General features: G+C 69.2%; 16 protein-coding genes. 7 read left to right on the forward strand and 9 right to left on the reverse strand.

Going from position 1 to position 14,104, the window contains the following annotated elements:
* Window positions 1-172 precede the first annotated feature (172 nt).
* From groL to G3T36_RS00100, 4 genes are all read right to left on the reverse strand, one after another.
* On the reverse strand, window positions 173-1,792 hold the full coding sequence (groL, locus tag G3T36_RS00085; RefSeq protein ID WP_163287410.1) for a chaperonin GroEL: 1,620 nt from the start codon (window positions 1,790-1,792) through the stop codon (window positions 173-175).
* 226 nt (window positions 1,793-2,018) lie between these two features.
* Window positions 2,019-2,222 (reverse strand): cold-shock protein, encoded by a 204-nt coding sequence (locus tag G3T36_RS00090; protein ID WP_163287411.1) that lies wholly within the window; start codon window positions 2,220-2,222, stop codon window positions 2,019-2,021.
* Between the two features lie 185 nt (window positions 2,223-2,407).
* Complete coding sequence (locus tag G3T36_RS00095) at window positions 2,408-2,962, reverse strand: LytR C-terminal domain-containing protein (protein WP_163287412.1); 555 nt, start codon at window positions 2,960-2,962, stop codon at window positions 2,408-2,410.
* 17 nt (window positions 2,963-2,979) lie between these two features.
* Window positions 2,980-3,276: a DUF3263 domain-containing protein gene (locus G3T36_RS00100; protein WP_163287413.1), complete on the reverse strand. Its 297-nt coding sequence runs from the start codon at window positions 3,274-3,276 to the stop codon at window positions 2,980-2,982.
* A gap of 152 nt (window positions 3,277-3,428) precedes the next feature.
* Here G3T36_RS00100 and msrB point away from each other — a divergent pair, with 152 nt between their 5' ends.
* Together msrB and G3T36_RS00110 are read left to right on the forward strand one after the other, a co-directional pair.
* Entirely contained in the window at window positions 3,429-3,830 is a 402-nt protein-coding gene (msrB, locus tag G3T36_RS00105) for a peptide-methionine (R)-S-oxide reductase MsrB (protein ID WP_163287414.1), read from the forward strand.
* Window positions 3,831-3,834: 4 nt separating this feature from the next.
* Window positions 3,835-4,386, forward strand: a complete 552-nt coding sequence (locus G3T36_RS00110) for a nitroreductase family protein (protein ID WP_163287415.1) — start codon at window positions 3,835-3,837, stop codon at window positions 4,384-4,386.
* Here G3T36_RS00110 and G3T36_RS20060 read toward each other — a convergent pair.
* Window positions 4,370-5,347, reverse strand: a complete 978-nt coding sequence (locus tag G3T36_RS20060) for a DMT family transporter (protein ID WP_163287416.1) — start codon at window positions 5,345-5,347, stop codon at window positions 4,370-4,372. The two genes, G3T36_RS00110 and G3T36_RS20060, sit on opposite strands and share 17 nt — an antisense overlap.
* Window positions 5,348-5,548: 201 nt before the next feature.
* Here G3T36_RS20060 and G3T36_RS00120 point away from each other — a divergent pair, with 201 nt between their 5' ends.
* A complete protein-coding gene (locus tag G3T36_RS00120) occupies window positions 5,549-6,469 on the forward strand; it encodes a patatin-like phospholipase family protein (protein ID WP_163287417.1) in 921 nt (306 codons plus the stop codon).
* Between the two features lie 74 nt (window positions 6,470-6,543).
* Here the strand turns inward: G3T36_RS00120 and G3T36_RS00125 are convergent, their stop codons facing one another.
* Genes G3T36_RS00125 through pdhA form a run of 3 tightly spaced genes read right to left on the reverse strand, consistent with a single transcriptional unit; the run spans window position 6,544 to window position 10,168 of the window.
* Complete coding sequence (locus G3T36_RS00125; protein WP_163287418.1) at window positions 6,544-7,944, reverse strand: dihydrolipoamide acetyltransferase family protein; 1,401 nt, start codon at window positions 7,942-7,944, stop codon at window positions 6,544-6,546.
* Entirely contained in the window at window positions 7,941-8,987 is a 1,047-nt protein-coding gene (locus G3T36_RS00130; protein WP_193570831.1) for an alpha-ketoacid dehydrogenase subunit beta, read from the reverse strand. The genes G3T36_RS00125 and G3T36_RS00130 overlap by 4 nt, the downstream gene beginning before the upstream one ends.
* On the reverse strand, window positions 8,984-10,168 hold the full coding sequence (pdhA, locus tag G3T36_RS00135; protein WP_163287419.1) for a pyruvate dehydrogenase (acetyl-transferring) E1 component subunit alpha: 1,185 nt from the start codon (window positions 10,166-10,168) through the stop codon (window positions 8,984-8,986). Before pdhA ends, G3T36_RS00130 begins: the two co-directional genes overlap by 4 nt.
* A gap of 124 nt (window positions 10,169-10,292) precedes the next feature.
* Between pdhA and G3T36_RS00140 the strand changes: the two genes are divergently transcribed.
* The 4 genes from G3T36_RS00140 to G3T36_RS00155 all read left to right on the forward strand — a co-directional run bounded on the left by G3T36_RS00140 (window position 10,293) and on the right by G3T36_RS00155 (window position 13,678).
* Window positions 10,293-10,766, forward strand: coding sequence for an Lrp/AsnC family transcriptional regulator (locus G3T36_RS00140; protein ID WP_240148209.1), 474 nt, complete (start codon window positions 10,293-10,295; stop codon window positions 10,764-10,766).
* A gap of 136 nt (window positions 10,767-10,902) precedes the next feature.
* Window positions 10,903-12,090 carry a thiolase family protein gene (locus tag G3T36_RS00145; protein ID WP_163287420.1) on the forward strand — a complete coding sequence of 396 codons (1,188 nt, stop codon included), beginning with the start codon at window positions 10,903-10,905 and terminating at the stop codon, window positions 12,088-12,090.
* Window positions 12,087-12,821, forward strand: coding sequence for an enoyl-CoA hydratase/isomerase family protein (locus tag G3T36_RS00150; protein ID WP_163287421.1), 735 nt, complete (start codon window positions 12,087-12,089; stop codon window positions 12,819-12,821). Before G3T36_RS00145 ends, G3T36_RS00150 begins: the two co-directional genes overlap by 4 nt.
* On the forward strand, window positions 12,818-13,678 hold the full coding sequence (locus G3T36_RS00155) for a 3-hydroxyacyl-CoA dehydrogenase NAD-binding domain-containing protein (protein ID WP_163287422.1): 861 nt from the start codon (window positions 12,818-12,820) through the stop codon (window positions 13,676-13,678). Before G3T36_RS00150 ends, G3T36_RS00155 begins: the two co-directional genes overlap by 4 nt.
* Window positions 13,679-13,686: 8 nt before the next feature.
* Here the strand turns inward: G3T36_RS00155 and G3T36_RS00160 are convergent, their stop codons facing one another.
* Window positions 13,687-14,088 carry a PaaI family thioesterase gene (locus G3T36_RS00160; RefSeq protein WP_163287423.1) on the reverse strand — a complete coding sequence of 134 codons (402 nt, stop codon included), beginning with the start codon at window positions 14,086-14,088 and terminating at the stop codon, window positions 13,687-13,689.
* Window positions 14,089-14,104 lie beyond the last annotated feature (16 nt).

The raw sequence follows: 14,104 nt of genomic DNA on the forward strand, positions 1-14,104 counted from the left end.
GGCAGTGGGCCGGAACGGTAGGCAGCGGCGCCGCGGCGAGGCGGGACCGCGACGCCGGCGCGGGCGGCCGACGCACGCGAAGAGGGCGCCTCCCGTGCGGGAGACGCCAGCCGGCGCACGCGAAGAGGGCGCCTCCCGTGCGGGAGACGCCCTCTGCGTGTTTCAGGACTGCTTAGAAGTCCATGCCACCGGTCGGGTCGCCGACCGGAGCCGAGTTCTTCTCCGGCTTGTCGGCGACGACGGCCTCGGTGGTGAGGAACAGGCCCGCGATGGAGGCTGCGTTCTGCAGCGCCGAGCGGGTGACCTTCACCGGGTCGTTGATGCCGGCGGCCAGCATGTCCACGTACTCACCGGTCGCGGCGTTGAGGCCGTGGCCGACGGGCAGGTTGCGAACCTTCTCGACGACGACGCCGGGCTCCATGCCTGCGTTGATCGCGATCTGCTTGAGCGGCGCCTCGATGGCGACGCGAACGATGTTCGCACCGGTCGCCTCGTCGCCGGTCAGCTCGAGCTTCGCGAACGCGTTCTTGCCGGCCTGGATGAGTGCGACGCCACCACCGGCGACGATGCCCTCTTCGACGGCCGCCTTCGCGTTGCGCACGGCGTCTTCGATGCGGTGCTTGCGCTCCTTCAGCTCGACCTCGGTCGCGGCGCCCGCCTTGATGACGGCGACGCCGCCGGCGAGCTTGGCGAGACGCTCCTGGAGCTTCTCACGGTCGTAGTCGCTGTCGGTGTTCTCGATCTCGTTACGGATCTGGGCGACGCGGCCCGCGATCTGCTCGGGGTCGCCCGCACCCTCGACGATGGTCGTCTCGTCCTTGGTGATGACGACCTTGCGTGCCTGGCCGAGAAGGTCGAGCGTGACGTTCTCGAGCTTGAGGCCGACCTCTTCGGAGATGACCTGGCCACCCGTGAGGATCGCGATGTCCTGCAGCATGGCCTTGCGGCGGTCGCCGAAGCCCGGAGCCTTGACGGCGACGGACTTGAAGATGCCACGGATCTTGTTCACGACGAGCGTGGCCAGAGCCTCACCGTCGACGTCCTCAGCGATGATCAGGAGCTGCTTGCCGGCCTGGATCACCTTGTCGACGATGGGCAGGAGGTCCTTGATGTTCGAGATCTTCTGGTTCGCGATGAGGATGTACGGGTCTTCGAACACCGCCTCCTGGCGGTCCGGGTCGGTGACGAAGTACTGCGACAGGAAGCCCTTGTCGAAGCGCATGCCCTCGGTCAGCTCGAGCTCGGTGCCGAAGGTGTTCGACTCCTCGACGGTGACGACGCCCTCCTTGCCGACCTTGTCGATCGCCTCGGCGATGATCTCGCCGATGGTGGTGTCGCCCGCGGAGATGGACGCGGTCGCCGCGATCTCTTCCTTGGTCTCGACCTCTTTTGCCGACGCGATGAGCTCAGCGGTGACAGCCTCGACGGCCTTCTCGATGCCGCGCTTCAGGGTGATGGGGTCTGCACCGGCGGCCACGTTGCGGAGGCCTTCCTTGACCAGGGCCTGGGCGAGGACGGTGGCGGTGGTGGTGCCGTCGCCTGCGACGTCGTCGGTCTTCTTCGCGACCTCCTTGACGAGCTCGGCACCGATCTTCTCGTAGGGGTCGTCCAGTTCGATCTCCTTGGCGATGGAGACACCATCGTTGGTGATCGTGGGAGCGCCCCACTTCTTCTCGAGCACGACGTTGCGACCGCGCGGGCCAAGCGTCACCTTCACGGTGTCGGCCAGGATGTTCAGGCCACGCTCGAGGCCGCGGCGCGCGTCCTCGTTGAAAGCAATGATCTTTGCCATGGTTGTTTCTCGTCCCTCCCGGACGTCTGCGAAAGATACGGAACTTCCGGGCGAATGCCCGAGTTCATTGTTAGCACTCGAACGCGTCGAGTGCTAGGACGATTCTGGCACTCGGATGCCGGGAGTGCAAGTGAACGGGGCGGGACCGGTCAGTACGGTCGACGCCCGACGCGAACGAACGCCGCCCGGATGTCCGGACGGCGTTCGAATCAGTAGTCGTGCTGTGCTACGCCAGACGCACCGACTCGGCCTGGGGGCCTTTGTTGCCGGTACCGACCTCGAAAACGACCTGCTGGCCCTCTTCGAGAACCTTGTAGCCGCTCATGTCGATAGCGGAGTAATGAACGAAAACGTCCTGTCCCCCACCATCGACGGTGATGAAGCCGTAGCCCTTTTCAGCGTTGAACCACTTCACGGTTCCGTTCGCCATCTATTACTCCCATTGCTGTGTTTCGTCCGCGCGTAGCACATTCACCAGCGCGTTGAAACCAGATACTAATGCTTCCGATGGTCCTGATGAATGGAGACAACGCGAATAGGTCGTGAAATTACCCGAAATGGTCGTGAATTAAACACGCCCGAAACATCGCGAACCGGAACCCCCGGTGAGACGGCCTATCCGGCAGGAGCCTTGTAGTCACTCCCGACCACCACCGTGAGATCGGCCCCCGTCTCCACAAAGTCCTGCGTCAGGGCGGTCGTCGCGCCGGGCAGCGACTGTGCGGCGCCGAGCGCCGCTGCCGCGTTCTTCGGGTCGGAGTAGTAGACCACGGTGGTGGTGATGTTCGACTGGCTCGCGTTCGCGCGCGAGACCACTTTCCATCCCTTCGCGACGAGGGCGTCGCCGACCTGGTTCGCCAGCCCGGCCGTCGTCGTCCCGTTGAGCACCGTGACGTTGAGCTTCGGATCGACCGTGGGGGTGATCGTCGGCGTCGGGGTCGGCGTCGCTGTCGGCGTGTGCGAGCCGGTCGGCGACCCGTTGAACGCGATGCTGCCGTTGATGAGGTAGAGACCGAACACTCCGACGCCGATCAGGAGGATGGTCGCGACGGCGGCCCAGGCGAAGCCGATCCAGCCGCGCCCCTTCTGGTGGGGAGCTCGGTGGGCGCCGACACGCTGGATGTCGTCGGGGATCACATCGAAGCGATCCTTCGGGAATTTCTCTGCCATCTGTTCGGTGGGGGTCCTCAGTCGTGGGGCGTCAGCGTTCGCGCGCGTCGTGCGGCCGAGCGCGCATCGCGCAGGCGTTGCAACCTTTTGACGAGCATGGGGTCGTGGGCGAGCGCGGCCGGCGAATCGATCAACGCGCCGAGCAGCTGATAGTACCGCGCCGCAGACAGGCCGAAGTCCTGACGGATCGCCTGCTCCTTCGCGCCCGCATGACGCCACCACTGCCGCTCGAAGGCGAGTATCGCCTCGTCGCGCTCCGTCAGCTCATCGTGAACCGTGGACGGGCGGCTGCGATCGTTGGACGCTTCCGCCATCGCTCACCTCACTTCGACCGGACCCCGGATGTGCGCTTCATACTATTTGCGCGTGTCTGAGTGTTCGCCCAAGCGGGCGGGCAGGTCGCGGGATGGCGTTTAGTGTTGAAGCTGATATCTCGGCCCGGATCGCAGTGGAAGGACACCTCGCCATGGAGTACAACGTCACGAAGAGCGACGAGGAGTGGCGTCAGGAGCTCAGCCCCGACCAGTTCTCCGTGCTCCGCGAGGCTGCGACCGAGCGCCCGTGGACGGGCGAGCTGCTCGATGAGGAGCGCGCAGGCCTCTACACCTGTGCGGCGTGCGGCGCCGAGTTGTTCAAGAGCGGAACGAAGTTCGACTCGGGCTGCGGCTGGCCCAGCTTCTACGAGTCGGTGCGCCCTGAGGCGGTCGAGCTCATCGAGGACGACAGCCTCGGGATGGTCCGCACCGAGGTCCGTTGCGCGAGCTGCGGCTCTCACCTTGGCCACGTCTTCGACGACGGGTTCGGCACGCCGACGGGAGACCGGTACTGCATGAATTCGATCTCCCTCAACTTCACTCCGGCAGAGTAGCGGGGTGGGTTCGCTCCTCGACTCCGTCGCTGCCCGGCGATCGTACTCGCTGGTCACCGACGACGCCCCGACGCACGACGAGCTGCTGCCCCTGGTCGCGGCGGCCGGGCGGGTGGCGGACCACAGTTCCCTCCGGCCCTGGCGGGTGATCGAGCTCCGCGGCGAGGCGCGTGAGCGGCTCGGGCGGGCCTTCGTGAAGGATGCGGGCGCACGCGGTCCCGATGCGGAGAAGCTCGCTCAGAAGCCCCTTCGCGCGCCACTCCTGCTCGCGATCGTCTCGGCCCGGCGCGCGAGCGACAAGGTTCCCGGCTGGGAGCAGGACGCTGTCGCGGCCGGAGTCGCCCACACGCTGAGCCTGCTGCTGCACGACGCCGGCTGGGGAGTGTTCTGGCGGACGGGAGGCCACACGCGCTCGAAGGCGGTCCACAAGGCCCACGGACTCGCGAAGAACGAGAGGCTCCTCGGCTGGCTGTACGTGGGCGGCGTTCCGGAGGGCTCGCGCGAAGGCCACCGCATCTCGATCGACCCGGAGCGCTACCTCAGCGTGCTGGAATGACGCCCGGCGCCCGCCACCGGATGCTCGCGACGGCCACTGCGACCAGCGCGAGCAGCGTGCCTGCCACGGTCGTCCACGCGATGGGGTGCGACCCGCTCGGCAGAACGAGGTCGAGGGCGAGCGCGGTCAGCAGCTGACCGGCAACGGTCGCAAGCCCCAGGATGAGCACGCCGGTGATCCGCACGAGCAGCGATGCGCCCGCGATGAACACGCAGCCGATCGCGCCGCCCAGGTACAGCCACCACTCGCTCGGGAGGCTGCTGGGCCAGCCCGCGAAAGAGGAGTGCACCAGGGTGGCGATCACCAGCACGGTGGTGCCGACCACGAAGTTGACGAACGTCGCGCTGAGTGCGCTGGAGGCGACGACGCGGACCTGACCGTTCACGGCCTGCTGCCAGCCGATTCCGAGTCCCGCGATCAGCGGCAGGATGAGCATCCAGAGCGGGACATCGCCGGTGAGCTGCGCGGAGACCGACCAGGTGACCGCGACCAACGCCAGCACGGCGCCGGTGATTCGCGCGGGAGTGAGCGGACGCCGGCCTCCGGGGCCCAGCCCGATGCGGTCGAGTGCGAGACCGCTCACCGTCTGTCCTGCAACTATCGCCACCGTGAAGAGCGCGACACCGAGCACGGCCGCGGTGAGACCTTGCGAGAGCACGAGGAATGCACCGGCGCTTCCGCCCAGGACATACCACCAGGGAAGGCTGCGCGAACGAAGGGCGGCCCCGACCCGCGCCAGCCCGCGGCGCCCTGTCGGTGCGACGGCGAGCGCGACGACGAGGATCAGCAGGCCCGTCCCGAACGAGATCGTGGCTGCGACGAAGCCGTCGTCGAGGCGACGGCCGAGCTCGCCGTTGATGCGCGACTGCAGGGCGACGCCCGCACCGCAGAGCAGTGCGAACACGATCGCGAGCCAGAGGGGTATGGCGGGACGGCGGCGGCTGTCAGGGTCGTCGGTCACCGCTCCAGCCTATGGCGGGTGTCAGGGCTGGCGGTGTCTGGGCGACCACGTGCTAACGTTCCAGTGATCGTTGTTCATCGGCAGGAGGTGAGACCCATGTACGCAGTATCCACAGTGGGCGCTCCCCTGCAGTCCACGATCGCGCGACTGAGCTAGTCGCCCCGGGAGCGCCCGTCAGGCACTTCGCGAAAGGCGACTCCCATGAACACAACACCTTCTTCTCTCCTGCAGCCCGGTCCGGCGACGCGGGCGCTGGTCCTCGGCGGCGGCGGATCGACCGGCAACGCCTGGTTGATCGGCGTCATCGCCGGCCTGTCCGATGCCGGGCTGGACGTGACAGGCGCCGACCTGACCGTCGGCACGTCGGCCGGCTCGACGGCGGCGGCCCAGCTGGCCGGCCGGACCCCAGCCGAGCTTTTTGGCGACATCCTCTCCGCTGCACCTCCGAAACCCCCGGCCACGGCCGGATCGGACCGGGGAAACGCACCGATCCGACCGGTGACGGACCACCTCGCACGGTTCCGCGCAATCATCGCTGCCTCCGAGGATGCTGCCGACATGCGCCGCAGAATGGGCGCGTCGGCGCTCGAGCTGGATGCGGCGTCGGACGGCACCTGGCCGGCACAGTGGCGAGCCACCGTCGCGGCGCGGCTGCCCAGCCAGGACTGGCCGCGACGAGCCGTGCTCATCACGGCAGTCGACGCTACGACCGGTGAGCCGGTCGTCTTCGACCGCAACAGCGGGGTCGAGTTGGCGGACGCGGTAGCCGCCAGCTGCTCCAGTGGCCTTCCCTACAGGATCGGGGACCGACTGTATATCGACGGCGGCTACAGTCGCAACGAGAACGCCGATCTCGCCGCCGGCTATGAGCGCGTGCTGGTGCTGTCGCCGTTCGGCGGCAGGACCATGCATCCGCTCGACTGGGGCATGCAGCTGGCGGCCCAGGTCGAGGAGCTGCAGGAATCGGGCAGCACGGTCGAGACGATCTCTCCGGACAGCGAGCACCTGTTCGGGACCAACGCGATGGATCTGTCGCTGAGGCCCGCCGCCGCTCGGGCCGGTCACGAGCAGGGGAGGGCCCTCGCCGCTCAAGTCAGCGAGTTCTGGCTCCGACCCCGCTGACGCCCCGTCCCTCTGACGCCCCGTCCCGTTGACGAACCGCTCGTCAGGCGGCGGGGCGTCAGGCGTGCGGGGCGTCAGGCGGGTTGGGCGTCTGCGATCAGGTCGAACGGATGCTCGATCGAGTCGGCCACCGCCCGGAGCATCCCCGCCGCGACCCCGCCGTCGCACACCCGGTGGTCGAAGACGAGCGAGAGCTGGACGATTCGGCGCGGCACGATCGAGCCGTCGACCACCCACGGGCGTTCGATGAACCGTCCGACACCGAGGATGGCCACCTCGGGGTGGTTGATGATCGCCGCGCTGCCGTCGACTCCGAGACTGCCGTAGTTGTTGATCGTGAACGTCGAGCCGGCGAGCTCTGCGGGCGCGGCGCGTCCGTCGCGGGCGGCACGCGTCAGGCGGTCGAACTCGCCGTTCAGCTCGCGGAGGGTGAGGGATTCGGCGTGACGCACCACGGGGACGACCAAGCCTCGCGGCGTGTCGACGGCAAACCCCAGGTTCACGCCGTCGAACTCTTCGATCGAGGCGGCGTCAGGGGTGAGACGCCCGCCGAGCACGGGGTAGGTGGCGAGCGCAGACAGCGTGAACCGCGCGATGAAGGAGAGCAGCGAGGGATTCCGGTCGCCCAGCCGCATCCGCGAGCGCAGCTCCCACAGGTCGGTCGCGTCGACATCCACCCAGACGGTCGCCTCGGGGATCTCGCTCCTGCTGCGTGTCATGTTCGCGGCGACCGTGCGGCGGAAGATGCCGAGCGGGGTGACGGAGCGGAGACCGAGGCCGGTCCGCGCATCCGTTGTGCCGGCCTGCGCGACGGCGCGCGCGGAAGCGCCTGGCGTCGCCGTCTCGACGTCGCGTCGCGTGATGAGGCCGTTCGGACCGGACCCGGCGACGGATGCCAGGTCGAGCCCGCGCGTCTTGGCGAGCCGGCGCACGACGGGTGAGATCACCGGATGCGGCGAGGCGGCGCCGTGCTGGGGCGCAGCCAGAGCGGGCGCAACGGCTGCGGGCGGTGCGGCGCGAGCGACCGGGACGACTGGCGCCGTCGCCGGCTGTTCGGCCACGCGTGTCGGCGCTCCGACGAGCGCGGCGCGACGGCGCCGACCCGTGTGCCGGGTCTCCGTCGTCCCGTAGCCGACGAGCACGTTGCCGGAGCGCTGCGGGGCCGGGTCGGTGGGTGCAGCAGACGGCGCATCCTGTGCCTGCCCCGGCACCGGCTCGAGGGGAGCTGCGCTGGAGTCGTCGTCGACCTCGATGAGCGGCGCCCCGACCCGGAGGTCTTCGCCTTCTTCGCCGTGCAGCGCGCTCACCGTGCCGCCGAACGGCGACGGCACCTCGACGACCGACTTGGCGGTCTCGACTTCGGCGACGGGCTGGTCGACGACGATCGCTTCGCCGACGCTCACGAGCCAGCGGACCAGGGCCGCCTCGGTCAGGCCTTCGCCGAGGTCGGGAAGCCGGAAGACCTGGGCCGTCATGCGCCGCTCCCGTCGTCGACAGCGTCATCCCACTGCAGACGGTCGACCGCGTCGAGCAGCCGGTCGACGCTGGGAAGGTAGTACTCCTCGAGCTTCGGCGGTGCGAACGGTGTGTCGAACCCGGTGACCCGGAGCACGGGGGCCTCGAGGTAGTGGAAGCAGCGCTCGGAGACGCGGGCGGCGATCTCGGATGCGACGCTCGCGAAGCCGGGCGCCTCGGCGACGACGACGGCGCGCCCGGTCGACCGGACTGCTGCGGTGACGGTCTCGTCGTCGAACGGCACGATGCTGCGCACATCGACCACCTGGAGGCTGCGGCCCTCCTCGGCGGCGGCGTCCGCGGCGGCGAGTGCGACGGGCACGGAAGGCCCGTAGGCGATGATCGTGGCGTCGGTTCCGTCGCGGATGACTTTCGCGCGACCCAGCTCGGGGAGCGGCGCCGTCGTGTCGACCGGCCCACTCGTCCAGTAGAGCTTCTTCGGCTCCAGGAAGATCACCGGGTCGGGATACGCGATCGCAGCACGGAGCAGGCCGTACGCATCCTGCGGATTCGCCGGCGTGACGACCGTGAGGCCGGGCGTGTGCGCGTAGTAGGCCTCCGACGAGTCCGAATGGTGCTCGACCCCGCCGATCCCACCCGCGTACGGGATGCGGATCACGAGGGGCAGACGCACCGCACCGCGCGTGCGGTTGCCCATCTTCGCGACATGGTCGACGATCTGCTCGAAGGCGGGGTAGGCGAACGCGTCGAACTGCATCTCGACGACGGGGCGCATCCCGTTCATGGCGAGACCGACGGCGCTGCCGACGATTCCGGCCTCGGCAAGCGGGGTGTCGAAGCAGCGCTCTTCGCCGAACCGGGCGGTGAGGCCGTCGGTGATCCGGAAGACGCCGCCGAGAGGTCCGACATCCTCGCCGAAGACGAGCACGGACGGATCGGCTTCGAGCGCGTCGGCGAGTGCGCGGTTGAGCGCCTGCGCCATCGTCATGGTCGGCGTCGGGGTCGTGTCCGCCCGGAGGTCGGCATCGTGCATGAGTGTCATCGAAGGTCTCCCGTCTGCATCTCGGCTGCGATCTGTGCGTCTGCTGCGATCTGTGCGTCGGCTGCGATCTGTGCGTCTGCTGCGATCTGGGCGTCGGCTTCGATCTCGGCCGCCAGCATCGCCGCCTGCTCCTGCAGTTGCGGGGTCCTGGTCGCGTACACGTAGTCGAAGAGGTCGGATGGCTCGGGTGCGGTGTCCGCGTTCATCCCGTCACGCAGGTTGCTGGCAACCCGCTCCGCCTGGCTGTGGATCTCGGCCTCGTCTCCGTCGCCCAGTACACCCAGCCCGCGCAGGTACGCGCGGATGCGCAGCAGTGGGTCCTTCTCCCGCCACGGAGCGACCTCGTCGTCGGTGCGATACCGGGTGGCGTCGTCGGCGTTGGTGTGCGACTCGATGCGGTAGGTGACGGCTTCGATGAGGCGCGGGCCGCCTCCGGAGCGGGCGGCGGAGACCGCATCCCCCAGGACCGAGAGCAGAGCGGCGAGGTCGTTGCCGTCGACGCGCTGGCCGGGCATCCCGTACCCGATCGCCTTGTGCGCGATCGAGGGCGCCGCGAGCTGCCTGCGCAGCGGGACGGAGATGGCGTAGCCGTTGTTCTGCACGAAGAAGACAACGGGCAGATGGAAGACGGCCGCGAAGTTCAGCGCTTCGTGGAAGTCGCCCTCGCTCGTGGCCCCGTCGCCGCAGACGGCGAGCACCACGGTGTCCTCGCCGCGGAGCTTGGCGGCGTGGGCGAAGCCGACGGCGTGGAGCAGCTGTGTGGCCAGCGGGGTCGACTGGGGTGCCACGTTGTGGCGGTGGGGGTCGTAGCCGGAGTGCCAGTCGCCGCGGAGCAGCGAGAAGGCTTCGACCGGGTCGACACCACGGCTGAGGACGGCGACGGTGTCGCGATAGGTCGGGAACAGCCAGTCCTGGTCGGACAGCACGAGGGCCGAAGCGACCTCGCATGCTTCCTGGCCGTGGGACGACGGGTAGACGGCGAGTCGGCCCTGGCGGACCAGCGCACTGGCCTGGTCGTTGACCCGGCGGCCGATGACCAGGTGGCGGTAGCCGTCGATGAGCCGGTCACGCGCGGGGAGCGCGTAGGTCTCATCGGGCTGGACCGCGCCGGAAGGGTCGATCAACTGCACCGGATCGCGGCGTGGAAGCAGGCTCTCGGGCAGCACAGTGTCGGGGAGCATCCGTTCTCCTTTGAAAGACGTCTCTTCCTCTCAGGGTGGGCCTTTCGGATCGGTGACGCCAGTTCCGGATCACTTTCGAGACGAAGCGTGCCCGGGTCGCCGATTCTGCGTCATACTGTCCATCATGGGAACGGATGGTGGCGGTCGGCTGGACGGAATGCGCACACCCGCGGACGACGTCGATCTGCGCATCGTCCAGGAGCTGCGTCGCGACGGCCGCGCATCCATCTCCGCGGTCGCGGAAGCCGCCCACATCTCACGCGCGAACGCCTACGCGCGGCTCTCCCGGCTGGTCGACGACGGGGTCATCACCGGCTTCACGGCGAAGGTGAATCCGGTGCTCGTCGGGCGCGGTTCGTCGGCCTACGTCACGATGCGCGTCGATCAGGCGTCGTGGCAGGAGTTGCGCGATCAACTCGGGCGCATCCCCGAGGTGGAGCACATCGCGCTCGTCGGCGGGGACTTCGACGTGATCCTGCTGGTGCGGGCCTGCGACAACGAAGACCTGCGGCGGATCGTGCTGGAGGAGCTCACGGCCATTCCGTCGGTGCGCGATACGAAGACGGCTCTGATCTTCGAGGATCACGACACGCGCTGAGCGGCGGCCGGGTCCGCGTCGGCTTGCCGGTGACGAGGCGATCTGCAAGAATTACTTCCCGAACGATCGGTCACTAATTACGGATCGGGAGCCTGGTCCGCGCAAGGACCCGAAGACAACGCGGTCGGGAGAGAGCATGGCAGAGGCCTACCTCATCGGAGGCGTGCGCACGGCAGTCGGACGATACGGCGGATCCCTCGCCGGAGTGCGGCCCGACGACCTCGCTGCGCTCGTCGTCAGCGAAGCGCTGCAGCGGGCGGGCGCCGACCCGTCCGCGATCGACGACGTCATCCTCGGCGCGGCCAACCAGGCCGGCGAGGACAACCGCAACGTCGCGCGGATGTCGGTGCTGCTTGCGGGGCTCCCGGATGCGGTACCCGGCATCACGGTCAACCGGCTGTGCGCATCCGGACTCTCCGCCGTCACCCTCGCAGCGCAGGCCGTGCGCGCGGGCGACGCCGACCTCATCGTCGCGGGCGGCGTCGAGTCGATGACCCGCGCCCCCTGGGTCCAGGCCAAGCCCGAGAAGGCGTTCGCCAAGCCGGGCGCACAGTTCGACACGTCGATCGGCTGGCGCTTCACGAACCCCCGCCTCGCCGCACGCGACAAAGCGACCTACTCGATGCCGGAGACCGCAGAAGAGGTGGCGCGCATCGACCGCATCACGCGGGAGGACGCGGATGCGTTCGCACTGCGCAGCCATCAGCGCGCGGCTGCGGCGGTCGACGCGGGCCGCTTCGACGATGAGATCGTCGCCGTCGCCACGCCGAAGGGGCCCGTGGCTCTCGACGAAGGCATCCGCCGCGACACCAGCCTGGAGGCGCTCGCAGCCCTGCGACCCGTGGTCGCCGGCGGCTCCGTGGTCACCGCAGGCAACTCGAGCCCGCTCAACGACGGCGCCTCCGCGATCCTGGTGGCCAGCCGGGACGCCGTGAAACGCCTCGGACTCATCCCCCGCGCCCGGGTGGTCGTCGGCACCAGCGTCGGCCTCGCCCCCGAGATCATGGGGCTCGGCCCGGTGCCCGCGACGGAACGTGCGCTGTCCCGAAGCGGACTCTCTCTCGGCGATCTCGGGTCGATCGAACTGAACGAGGCGTTCGCCAGCCAGTCCATCGCCTGCATCAGGCGCCTCGGGCTCGACGAAGAGAAGGTCAACGCCGACGGAGGCGCGATCGCGCTCGGTCACGCGCTCGGCTCGAGCGGCTCCCGCCTCGTCGTCACGCTGCTCGGGCGGATGGAGCGCGAAGACAGCCGGTACGGCCTGGCGACCATGTGCGTCGGAGTCGGCCAGGGTGCAGCGCTCATCGTGGAGCGCATCGGATGACGACCATCGCCGTCGACCGGCGTCCCGACCGTGTCACCGTCCGGCTCGACCGGCCGGAGACGCGCAACGCGATCAACCAGGAGATGGTCGACGAGCTGCACGAGATCTGCGCCGAACTCGAGGCGTCGCCGCGCATCCTGATCATCCTGGGCGGTGACGGGGTGTTCGCATCCGGAGCCGACATCGCCGAACTGCGCGAACGCCGGGCAGCGGATGCGCACCGCGGCATCAACGCCCGTCTCTTCGCGCGCATCGCGGCCCTTCCCTTGCCGGTCATCGCGGCCATCGACGGCTACGCGCTCGGCGGCGGTGCGGAGCTCGCGTACGCGGCGGACTTCCGGATCGGCACCCCCACACTGCGGATCGGCAACCCGGAGACGGGGCTCGGCATCATCGCAGCGGCCGGCGCACTGTGGCGGCTGCGGGAGCTCGTCGGCGAGCCGCTGGCCAAAGAGATCCTGCTGGCCGGCCGCATCCTCGACGCCGACGAGGCACTGGCCGTGCGTCTCGTGACCGAGCTCCACGCCCCTGACGAGCTCGAAGCCGGTGCGAACGCGCTCGCCGACCGGATCGCCGCCAACGATCCCCTGGCGACGCAGTACACGAAAGCCGTCTTCCATGCTCCCGACGACGATCACCCGCGCGCCGACCAGGATGCCCAGGCGATCCTCTTCGAATCCCCGGAGAAGATCCGGCGGATGACCGACTTCCTCGAGAGGAGACGCCGGTGAGCACCGTGCCTGACCGCGTCGGCGTGCTCGGCGGCGGCCGGATGGGCGCCGGGATCGCCCACGCGTTCCTGCTCGCGGGCGCCGAGGCCGCCGTCGTCGAACGCGACCTGCCGTCCGCCGACGCCGCACGCGCACGCATCCTCCGCGCCGTCGAGGCGAGCATCGAACGCGGCACGACGACGCTCAGCCTCGAGACGCTCGCGCCGCGGCTCCGTGTGGGCGTCGAGCTGGACGTCTTCGCCCACGTCGGACTCGCCGTCGAGGCGGTCCCGGAAGACCTGGTGACCAAGCACGACGCGCTGTCTGCTGTCGAAGCAGTGCTTCCGGCCGGCGCCTGCCTCGCGAGCAACACGTCGTCGCTGTCGATCGACGACCTCGCCGTGGTGCTCGCCCGGCCCGAGCGTTTCCTCGGGCTGCACTTCTTCAACCCGGTGCCCGCGTCACTGCTGGTGGAGGTCGTGACCGGGTCCGCGACCGACCCGACGCTCGTCCCGCAGGCCCAGGACTGGGTGCGGGCACTCGGCAAGACACCGGTCACCGTCGCCGACGCGCCCGGGTTCGCCTCCTCACGGCTCGGAGTCACCCTCGGTCTCGAAGCGATCCGGATGCTCGAAGACGGCGTCGCCTCGGCAGAAGACATCGACGCCGCCATGGTCCTCGGCTACAAGCACCCGATGGGTCCGCTGCGACTCACCGACCTGGTCGGCCTGGATGTGCGGCTCGGCGTCGCTGAATACCTCACGGAGCGCCTCGGCCCCCGCTTCGAGCCGCCGGAGCTCCTCCGCCGCCTCGTGGCCGAAGGGAAGCTCGGACGCAAGACCGGGCAGGGTTTCTACACCTGGGACGACGCGCGATGACCCGTCAGTCAGTCGGCGGCCTCGTCGAGGATGAGGTTCGTGATGCGGGCGGTGCAGACGCGTTTGCCCTCCTCATCCGTCACCACGACCTCATGCGAGGCGATCTTGCGCCCCAGGCGGATCGCCGTCGCGACGCCGGTCACCGTCCCCGAACGCACGCCGCGGTGATGCGTCACGTTGAGGTCCACACCGACCGCCGTGCGGCCTTCGCCGGCGTGCAGGACGGCAGCCCACGAGCCGAGCATCTCGGCGAACGCGGCGGATGCGCCCCCGTGCAGCAGCCCGTAGCCCTGGCGGTTGCCCTCCACCGGCATCGTGGCGACCATCCGTTCCGGCGACTGCTCGAGGATCACGATCCCCAGCTTCACGTCGAGTTCACCCAGTTCGATGGTCCAGTCCCGGTGTGCCATGGTCCGCATCCTTTCA

The sequence above is a fragment of the Leifsonia tongyongensis genome, from assembly GCF_010686705.1.
GTDB classification, from domain to species: Bacteria; Actinomycetota; Actinomycetes; order Actinomycetales; family Microbacteriaceae; genus Diaminobutyricibacter; species Diaminobutyricibacter tongyongensis.

Excerpts from the sequence above, each read along its gene's own strand:
- G3T36_RS00150 (WP_163287421.1), top strand. The coding sequence starts at position 12,087 with ATGACGACCATCGCCGTCGACCGGCGTCCCGACCGTGTCACCGTCCGG.
- G3T36_RS00160 (WP_163287423.1), bottom strand. The coding sequence starts at position 14,088 with ATGGCACACCGGGACTGGACCATCGAACTGGGTGAACTCGACGTGAAG.
- G3T36_RS00120 (WP_163287417.1), top strand. The coding sequence starts at position 5,549 with ATGAACACAACACCTTCTTCTCTCCTGCAGCCCGGTCCGGCGACGCGG.
- G3T36_RS00130 (WP_193570831.1), bottom strand. The coding sequence starts at position 8,987 with ATGACACTCATGCACGATGCCGACCTCCGGGCGGACACGACCCCGACG.
- G3T36_RS00095 (WP_163287412.1), bottom strand. The coding sequence starts at position 2,962 with ATGGCAGAGAAATTCCCGAAGGATCGCTTCGATGTGATCCCCGACGAC.
- groL (WP_163287410.1), bottom strand. The coding sequence starts at position 1,792 with ATGGCAAAGATCATTGCTTTCAACGAGGACGCGCGCCGCGGCCTCGAG.
- G3T36_RS00145 (WP_163287420.1), top strand. The coding sequence starts at position 10,903 with ATGGCAGAGGCCTACCTCATCGGAGGCGTGCGCACGGCAGTCGGACGA.
- G3T36_RS00140 (WP_240148209.1), top strand. The coding sequence starts at position 10,293 with ATGGGAACGGATGGTGGCGGTCGGCTGGACGGAATGCGCACACCCGCG.
- msrB (WP_163287414.1), top strand. The coding sequence starts at position 3,429 with ATGGAGTACAACGTCACGAAGAGCGACGAGGAGTGGCGTCAGGAGCTC.
- pdhA (WP_163287419.1), bottom strand. The coding sequence starts at position 10,168 with ATGCTCCCCGACACTGTGCTGCCCGAGAGCCTGCTTCCACGCCGCGAT.
- G3T36_RS00090 (WP_163287411.1), bottom strand. The coding sequence starts at position 2,222 with ATGGCGAACGGAACCGTGAAGTGGTTCAACGCTGAAAAGGGCTACGGC.
- G3T36_RS00100 (WP_163287413.1), bottom strand. The coding sequence starts at position 3,276 with ATGGCGGAAGCGTCCAACGATCGCAGCCGCCCGTCCACGGTTCACGAT.
- G3T36_RS00125 (WP_163287418.1), bottom strand. The coding sequence starts at position 7,944 with ATGACGGCCCAGGTCTTCCGGCTTCCCGACCTCGGCGAAGGCCTGACC.